Consider the following 7,834-nt stretch of genomic DNA (forward strand, 5'->3'; position numbering starts at 1 on the left):
TCTGCCGCCGCGGCCAGTCGCGCGGCAGGCTGCGCGGGATCGAGCAACACGGCGAGCGCACCGGCCTTCAGCGCGCCGAGCAGGCCGACGACGAAGCGCGCCGAGCGTTCGATGCAGACGATGACGGATGCTTCGGCGGCCACGCCGCGCTGGGTCAGCGCGCGGGCGATGCGGTTCGACGCATCGTCGAGTTCGGCGAACGTCAGCGACGCCGACGCATCGGCGAGCGCGACGCGATGCGGATATGCGGCCGCCTGCCGCGCGAACGCGGCGACGATGTCCGCATGTTCGACGCGTAGCGCACGGCCGTCGCGCGGCTGGCGCGAAGCGGCCGCTGCGTCGCACGGCAGTACGGCCGTCGTTTGGTGCGGATCGCGCGCGGCGGCACCGACGAGCGCCGCGTAGCTGTCGAGCCACGCCCGCGCGGTGTCGGCGTCGATGCAGTCGGTCGCATAGGCCGCGACCAGTTCGATGCCATTCGCATCGTCGGTGAAATCCACGGCGAAATCGAAGCGTGCGGCGAGGTCGGGCCCCGGCGTTGCAACGGCCGTCGCGCCCGGCAGCACGCTGTCGTGCCGCGCGTCGAACTGCTGCGCGAATTTCACGCGCAGCCATTCGTCGCCGCGCTTGACCGGCGGCTTCACCGCATCGACGACCCGCTCGAACGGCACGTCCTGGTGCGCGACCGCATCGAGCGCCGCCGTGCGCGTCGCATCGACGAGCGCACGGAACGGCAGCGTCGGCGCCACTTGCACACGCAGCGCGACCGTATTCAGGAACAGCCCGAGCAGCGCGCGCGTTTCCGGGCGCTGGCGATGCGCGACCGGCACCGCGACGACGACGTCCGTTGCGCCGGTCAGGCGCGACAGCCACGCGTCGAGCCCGGCCAGCAGCACCGTGAAGACTGTGGCCTGCGCGTCGCGCGCGAGTTGCCGCACGTCGGCCGCGACCGCGTCGGGCAGCCGCACCGACACGCGCGCGCCTTGCAGCGTGCGTATGGCGCCCGGCTGACGATCGACCGGCAGCGCGAGCGGGCCCGGCACGTCGCGCAACGCGCCGCGCCAGTAGTCGAGCTGGCGCTCGCCCTCGCCGCTGGCCAGCATGTCGCGTTGCCAGTCCGCATAGTCGGCGTACTGGATCGGCAGGTCGGGCAGCGAAGGCTCGCGGCCTTCGGCATACGCGCGATAGGCGGCCGACAGTTCGTCGAACGCGCAGCGCGAACTCCAGCCGTCGGTGATCGCGTGATGGACGGTCAGCAGCAGGCGGTGACGGTCGTCGGCGAGTGCGACCAGCGTCGCGCGCAGCAGCGGGCCGTGTGCGAGGTCGAACGGTTCGGCCGCATCGCGCTCGGCGAGACGCGCGGCTTGCGCGTCGCGGGCGGCGGGCGGCAGGTCGCGCAGGTCGATGTCGGCGATCGACATCGGCAGATGGGCATGAATCCGCTGCATCACGACGCCGTCGTCGTTGTCGACGAGCGTCGTGCGCCAGGCTTCGTGGCGTCCGATCACGTGATCGAGTGCGCGCTGCAGCGCCGCGCGATCGAGCGTGCCGTCGATCGTCCAGTGTGCGGCGATGTGATACGCGGCGCTTGCATCGCGTGTTTGCGCGAGTACCCAGAAACGTTGCTGGGCGAGCGATGCAGCGCGGTCGACATACGGTGCGGTGGACACGGCCGCATCGGCCGGTACACGGCGTGCGGAAATCGTGGCCAGCGGCTCGCCGGTTTCGCGTTCCGCACGGTCGACCGCTTCGGCCAGTTCGACGAGCGCCGGATCGGCGAACAGCATGTCGAGCCGCAGGTTCACGCGTACTTCGGCACGGATCGCGGCCTGCAACTGCATCGCCGCAAGAGAATCGGCGCCCAGCGCGAAGAAACGGTCGTCACGCGACGGCGTGACGTCGAGGCCGAGCAGTGTCTGCCAGAGGCCGGCGAGCTGCTGCTCGGTCGGCGTGCGCGGTGCGTCGCCGCTGCCTTGCGCGGTGTCGCGCGCGGCGGCGATCTGCTCGCGTAGCGCGGCACGGTCGAGCTTGCCGTTCAGCGTATACGGCAGCGCATCGCACCGCACGAACCGGTGCGGCTGCCAGGCGGCCGGCAGTTGAGCGGCCACATGCGCTTTCAGCGCCGCATCATCGGCCGCCGCACGCAGCGCGACGCACGCGATCAGCCGCGTCGGCCCGTTGCCGGTTTCGGCGACCACGGCCGCATCGGCCACGGCCGGATGCGAGCGCAGGCACGCAGCGATTTCAGCGGGCTCCACACGCACGCCGCGCACCTGGACCTGATCGTCGAGGCGGCCAAGGTAATCGAATGCGCCGTCGTCGCGCAGCCGTGCGAGGTCGCCGGTGCGGTACACGCGCGCACCGGGTTCGCCGTCGGCATCGGGAATGAAACGTTCGGCCGTCAGCGCCGGGCGGCCGTGATAGCCGCGCGCGACGCAGACGCCGCCCAGCAGCAGCTCACCCACGCCATCGGCCTCGCTGCCATCGACACGCGCGACGCGCGGCCCGATCACGCGGCCGATCGGCAACGACGCATACGCGTCGTCGGCGGCCAGCACGGGCGTCTCGCCCGGCTCGACCGGCCACAGCATCGGCGAGATCACGGCCTCGGTCGGCCCGTAGCCGTTGATCAAGCGTACCGACGCGAACGTGCCGAGCACGAATTCGAACGCCTGCTGCGGCAGCGCTTCGCCGCCGAACGCGAGCACGCGCAGGGCCGGCGGCACGCCGTCGCGCGCGGCCACCGCCGCGAATTCGCGCAGGTAAGCGGGCGGGAACGCGGCCACGTTGACCGATTCATTCACCATCAGCGCATGCGCGGCATCCGGCGCGAACGGCTGCGGCGGCGCCACGACGATGCTGGCGCCGGTCGCGAGCGGCGCGAGCCAGCATTCGTGCGCGGCATCGAAATTGACCGATGCGAAATGCAGCAGGCGGTCGCCGGCCTCGATCGGCAGCGCGGCCGCGAGCGCGTCGCAGTGCGCGGCGAGCGGCCCGTGTTCGACGACGACTGCCTTCGGCTTGCCGGTCGACCCCGACGTATAGATCATGTAGGCGGCCGCACGCGGGTGGACGGGCACTGCTTCGTCATCCGCAACGATCTCCTGCCCGTGCGCCGCGCCGCCGGCCGCGTCAAACGTGTGGTCGAACGGCGTGCCGAGCGCCGCGCGGCCGGTCGCGTCGACGATCCCGTGCCGCAACTGCGCATCCTGGACGATCCAGTCGAGGCGCGCGGCCGGATGACGCGGATCGAGCGGCACGAACACGCCGCCCGCCTTCAGCACGGCCAGCAGCGCGACGAACAGGTCGCCCGAGCGCTCGACGCACACGCCCACCCGCACTTCCGCGCCGACGCCGGCCGCGCGCAGTTGCCGGGCCAGCCGCGACGCCCGCGCGTCGAGCGCGCCGCGCGACAGGCGCAAGTCATTCTGGAAAGGGACCGCGATGGCGGGTGCGTCGGGCGCGACGCGCGCCAGTTCGCGGATTCGATGATGCAGCGCAGTCGGGAAACTCGTCATGTGCGTGAAGTCCTTCGGTCCGGCCGCTTCGGCCAAGTCTCGGGGCCGCTTGGGGGCGGCTTCACTGGTGTGACGAACGGCGCGGCCGATTTTTTACCGTTTTGTGCGCAAAGCGCGTGCGGACGCTTTTTTTGAACGGGCCGCTAAATATTTGCGCGGCCCGTTCGTCTATCAGGGAGGAAAGCCGGAACGGGGCCCCCGCCTCGCCCGCCGCTTTCGCGCCAGTTTTGCCGTTTCCGCGTTTTCGCTTGCCTTCCCTTTACCGACGTTGCCGATGACAGCCGCCCACGAGCCTTCTTCCCCGCCGTCCCTCGACGCTTCCCCCGGCCGCCCCGCGGCGCGCCTGATCCTTGCGCTGTTGCGCGAAAGCCGCGTGTCGCTCGCGCTGGCGCTCACCGCGTGCGTGCTGAACGGCGTCGCGAGCGTGCTGCTCGTCGCGACGCTGAACCGCGCGCTCTCGCAGCCGGGCGCGGCCGACGCGTCGCTCGCGTGGCGCTTCGCGCTGTGCGCGGTGATCGCACTCGTCACGCGGATCGTGTCGGGCACGCTGTTTGCCCGCCTGTCGCAGGACACGATGGCGCGGCTGCGCGTGCATCTCGCGCGGCGCGTCGGCGCGGCCGAGCTGCGCGACATCGAGCGGATCGGCGCGGCGCCCGTGCAGTCGGTGCTGACCGACGACGCCACCAACGTGTCGATGCTGTTCTTCGCGCTGCCGAACCTGGTCATGCACGGCTCGATCGTGTTCGGCTGCCTCGGCTATCTCGCGTGGCTGTCGTGGCCGGTGTGCCTGCTCGCGCTGGCCGCGATCATCGCCGGCTCGCTCGGCTATCACACCGGCGACCGCCGCGCGATCGCGGCGCTCGAAGCGGCCGGCCAGGCGCAGGATCGCCTGTTCGGCTATCTCGGCTCGCTGTTTTCCGGCGCGAAGGAGCTGAAGCTGCACGATGAACGCGCCCGCCAGTTCGTCGACGGCCAGCTCGGCGCCGCGATCGGCGAAGTGCGCGATCACCGCCGCCGCGCGTTCAGTGCGTATGCGGTCGGGGTTGGCTGGATCATCTTCCTGTTCTACGTGTTCCTCGGCATCGCGTCGTTCTGGCCGCAGCTCGGCGTGCATGCCGATCCGGCCGCGGCCGCCGGCTACGTCGTCGTGTTCCTGTTCATGCTCGTGCCGCTCGACGGGCTGCTGAACAACCTGCCGACCGTCAACGCGGCCCGCGTGTCGCTCACGCGGATCGAAGGCGTGATGGCCGAATTCGGCGCGCTGCGCACGGTGCCGCCCGCGTCCGACGCCCCCGACGTGCCGCCGGCCGGCGCCGTCACGCTGCGCGGCGTCACGCATGCGTACTTCCACGAACGCGACGAGCGGATGTTCAGCATCGGGCCGATCAACCTGACGATCCAGCCGGGCGAGCTCGTATTCATCGTCGGCGGCAACGGCAGCGGCAAGACGACGCTCGCGAAGGTGCTGACGGGCCTCTACGAACCCGAGGAAGGCACGATCGAGGTCGACGGCCGCACGATCGGCTGGCGCGAGCGCGCCGCGTACCGGCAGCGCTTCAGTGCGGTGTTCAACGATTTCCACCTGTTCGATGCGCTGCTCGGCATCGTCGATCCCGACGATCCGTCCCGTGCGCAGGCCGATGCACGCGCGAACGCGCTGGTCGCGAAGCTCGCGCTCGATCACAAGGTGAAGGTGGTCGACGGCGCGTTCTCGACCCGCGCGCTGTCGACCGGGCAGCGCAAGCGGCTCGCGCTCGTCGTCGCGTACCTGGAGGACCGGCCGTTCTACCTGTTCGACGAATGGGCGGCCGACCAGGACCCGTCGTTCAAGGCCGTGTTCTACGAGCAACTGCTGCCCGAGCTGCGTGCGCGCGGCAAGGCCGTGATCGTGATCACGCACGACGACCGCTACTTCGATCTCGCCGACCGCCTGTTGAAGCTCGACAACGGGCGCATCGTCAGCGATACGACGCCGGCGCGGTCGCGCGCGCAGGATGGTGTCGATGCGCTGAGCGCGTAACACGGCAAGTCGATGAAAAAACGCCGGCGCGCTGCAAATGGCAGTGCGTCGGCGATTTTCGTTTCAGGAAGCAATGTGGCCGGCGCGTCGCGCGATCGCAGAACGCCTGGAGCGATTCACCGCGCGTCCCGCGCACATGCAGCGGCCGCAGTCGGCGAGCACGCTGCTCGACCGCAGCGCATCACATCGAGCGCGACCGCCGGCCACGCGGCCGGGTCGAGCCGGATCGCCGCGTGGCGCGCGCAGGCCGACCGCAACGCCCTGCCTGTCAAAGTCGAAGCAGCGTCATCCGCCGATCGACCGCAGCGCACTCAACTCAACGCACGGCCGGCAGCTTCAGCATCGTATCGGTCATCACGTCGGCCAGCTTCAGCGCCGACATCGGGCCGCCAAACCCCCAGATGTTGCGTTCGATGAGTGCGATCCGGTGTTCCTTCATCGCGGGCACGAAGCGCCACACCGGCGAATCGAGCTTCGCGGAAAGCGGCACATCCATCCCCGACGCGGTCACGAACAGCACGGCCAGCTCGCGCTGCCTGAGCAAGTCGGCGGACGTCACGTACAGCGTGCCTTCCCGCGTCGGCTTCTTCGGCCACGGATCGAGCCCGAGCGCCCGAGCGAGCCCCGCTGACGTGCTGTTGCCGGTATAGGCCCAGTAGCGGTCGGGCAAGCCGAGATCCTGCAGCAGCGCGACGCGCTCGCCCTTGCGACCCGCGGCCGCGAGCCGCGCCGCGTTGCGTGCGATGCCCGCATCGAGCTGCGCATCGACCGCCTGCGCGCGCGCGTCGCGCCCTGTCACCGCACCGATCGTCCGGAAGATCTGCCGCATCCAGTCGAGCTGCGTGACTGGCACGCCGCCGTCCGACACATTCGGGCTGAATTGAAACAGGATCGTCGGTGCGATCCGGTCGAGCGCGTCGAAGATCGGCGCATGGCGGAAACCGACACCGATGATCAGGTCGGGCTTGACCGCCGCAATTGCTTCGAGGCCCGGCTCCTGACGCGACCCGATGTCGGTCACGTTCGCGAGCCGCTCGCTTTGATATCCGAGCCAGCCCGGATAGAACGCGGTATCGGCCATCCCGACCGGCACGAGGTCGAGCGCGATCACGCTTTCCGCGAACATGAAGTCGAGCGCGACCACGCGCTGCGGCCGCACCGGCATCGTCGCGCTCGCCTGCGACACGACGGGGTTACCGGCCAGCGACACCGCCCCCGGTGCACGCGCGCCCTGCTCGCGATGGGCATCGAGGGTCGCGGCAACCGCGCCGGACGATGCGGCAAGCGCACCGCAGCACGCGGCGCCGAGCGCCGCGAGTGCGCCGAGCGCGTGCCGGCGGCCGGCATCCATCACCGGATCGCGTCCTGCTCGGCCAGCGCCGCGTCGTCCATCGTCAGTAGCAGGGGGCAGCTTCCACACAGTTGCGTTTCTCCAGGAATTTCATAGCGCAGGCAGCACACGCGGCGCGCACGAAACGGCGTCGGCAGCAGCGCCGAGCGCGGCACGGCATCGCGCACGGGCACGCGCAGCGGATTCGGCTCGCCATGCACGCAGCGCGAGCCGAACAGCCCGTCCGCATCGCGGACGGGATCGGCCGCGCATGGCAGCGAACGATACGTATCGAGCAGATAGTCGAGCAGGTTGCCCGCGTTGCTCCACAGCACGCGCGGCGTGACGCGGCCCATCGCCGCGAGCAGGTCGATCACCGCGCCGAGATGCGCGACGAGCCCCGCATAGCGGATCGCCGGATCGTCGCACGGTGCGCCGAGCGCATCGTGCGGGAAATACAGCGCAGCGGGCATCCCGTCGTCGAGCGCGACGAACGTGCGCTCGGGCGACATGTCGAGCGGCCGGCCGAGCGTCAGCGCGGCGACGACGCCGGCCGGCGCCGCCCGGCCGAAATAGTATTTGCTCCATTGCGACATCAGCGCGCGCGCATGCTGCGCCGGATCGCCGCCGTAATGGCCGACCATCGCGTCGAGCACGATGTCGCGATACGCAGGCAACGCGCTGACGGGTACGACGATCCGGCCCGGCGCATCGTGAGCGTCGTCCGGCATGCCGAGCCAGACGACGTCGAGGTGGTCCACAAACGGTTCGGGCGCGAACGCCGAAAAACGCGTGGCGCGCGCGCCGTCGAGCGCGGGCGTCATCGCCCTGCGCGCCGGGCGCGGCGCCCCTCGAGGATCAGCAGCCCGAGCAGGTACGGCGCGCCGATCAGCGCGGTCAGCACGCCGGCCGGCACTTCGCGCGGCGCGACGACCGTACGCGCGGCGAGATCCGCCACACCGAGGA

At 70.7% G+C, this 7,834-nt stretch carries 5 protein-coding genes; 1 reads left to right on the plus strand and 4 read right to left on the minus strand.

Annotated elements, in window-relative coordinates; genetic code table 11:
• Positions 1 to 3,518, minus strand: a 3,518-nt coding sequence (locus G3N98_RS37080; protein ID WP_206150902.1) for a non-ribosomal peptide synthetase, incomplete at its 3' end; no start/stop codon positions are given.
• 274 nt (positions 3,519 to 3,792) lie between these two features.
• Here G3N98_RS37080 and G3N98_RS37085 point away from each other — a divergent pair.
• Positions 3,793 to 5,538: a cyclic peptide export ABC transporter gene (locus tag G3N98_RS37085; RefSeq protein ID WP_089425385.1), complete on the plus strand. Its 1,746-nt coding sequence runs from the start codon at positions 3,793 to 3,795 to the stop codon at positions 5,536 to 5,538.
• 316 nt (positions 5,539 to 5,854) lie between these two features.
• On the opposite strand, the gene G3N98_RS37090 is transcribed toward G3N98_RS37085, so the two are convergent.
• The 3 genes from G3N98_RS37090 to G3N98_RS37100 all read right to left on the minus strand — a co-directional run.
• Positions 5,855 to 6,892, minus strand: a complete 1,038-nt coding sequence (locus tag G3N98_RS37090; RefSeq protein WP_206150903.1) for an iron-siderophore ABC transporter substrate-binding protein — start codon at positions 6,890 to 6,892, stop codon at positions 5,855 to 5,857.
• Positions 6,889 to 7,692 (minus strand): siderophore-iron reductase FhuF, encoded by an 804-nt coding sequence (gene fhuF, locus G3N98_RS37095; RefSeq protein ID WP_206150904.1) that lies wholly within the window; start codon positions 7,690 to 7,692, stop codon positions 6,889 to 6,891. The genes G3N98_RS37090 and fhuF overlap by 4 nt, the downstream gene beginning before the upstream one ends.
• Positions 7,689 to 7,834 (minus strand): iron chelate uptake ABC transporter family permease subunit (locus G3N98_RS37100; RefSeq protein ID WP_206150905.1); only part of this gene is annotated, 146 nt, incomplete at its 5' end. The genes fhuF and G3N98_RS37100, both read right to left, overlap by 4 nt.

Source organism: Burkholderia sp. Tr-20390 (assembly GCF_017104595.1).
Classification (GTDB): domain Bacteria; phylum Pseudomonadota; class Gammaproteobacteria; order Burkholderiales; family Burkholderiaceae; genus Burkholderia.

Coding starts and splice junctions, on each gene's coding strand:
- G3N98_RS37085 (WP_089425385.1), top strand. CDS start 3,793: ATGACAGCCGCCCACGAGCCTTCTTCCCCGCCGTCCCTCGACGCTTCC.
- fhuF (WP_206150904.1), bottom strand. CDS start 7,692: ATGACGCCCGCGCTCGACGGCGCGCGCGCCACGCGTTTTTCGGCGTTC.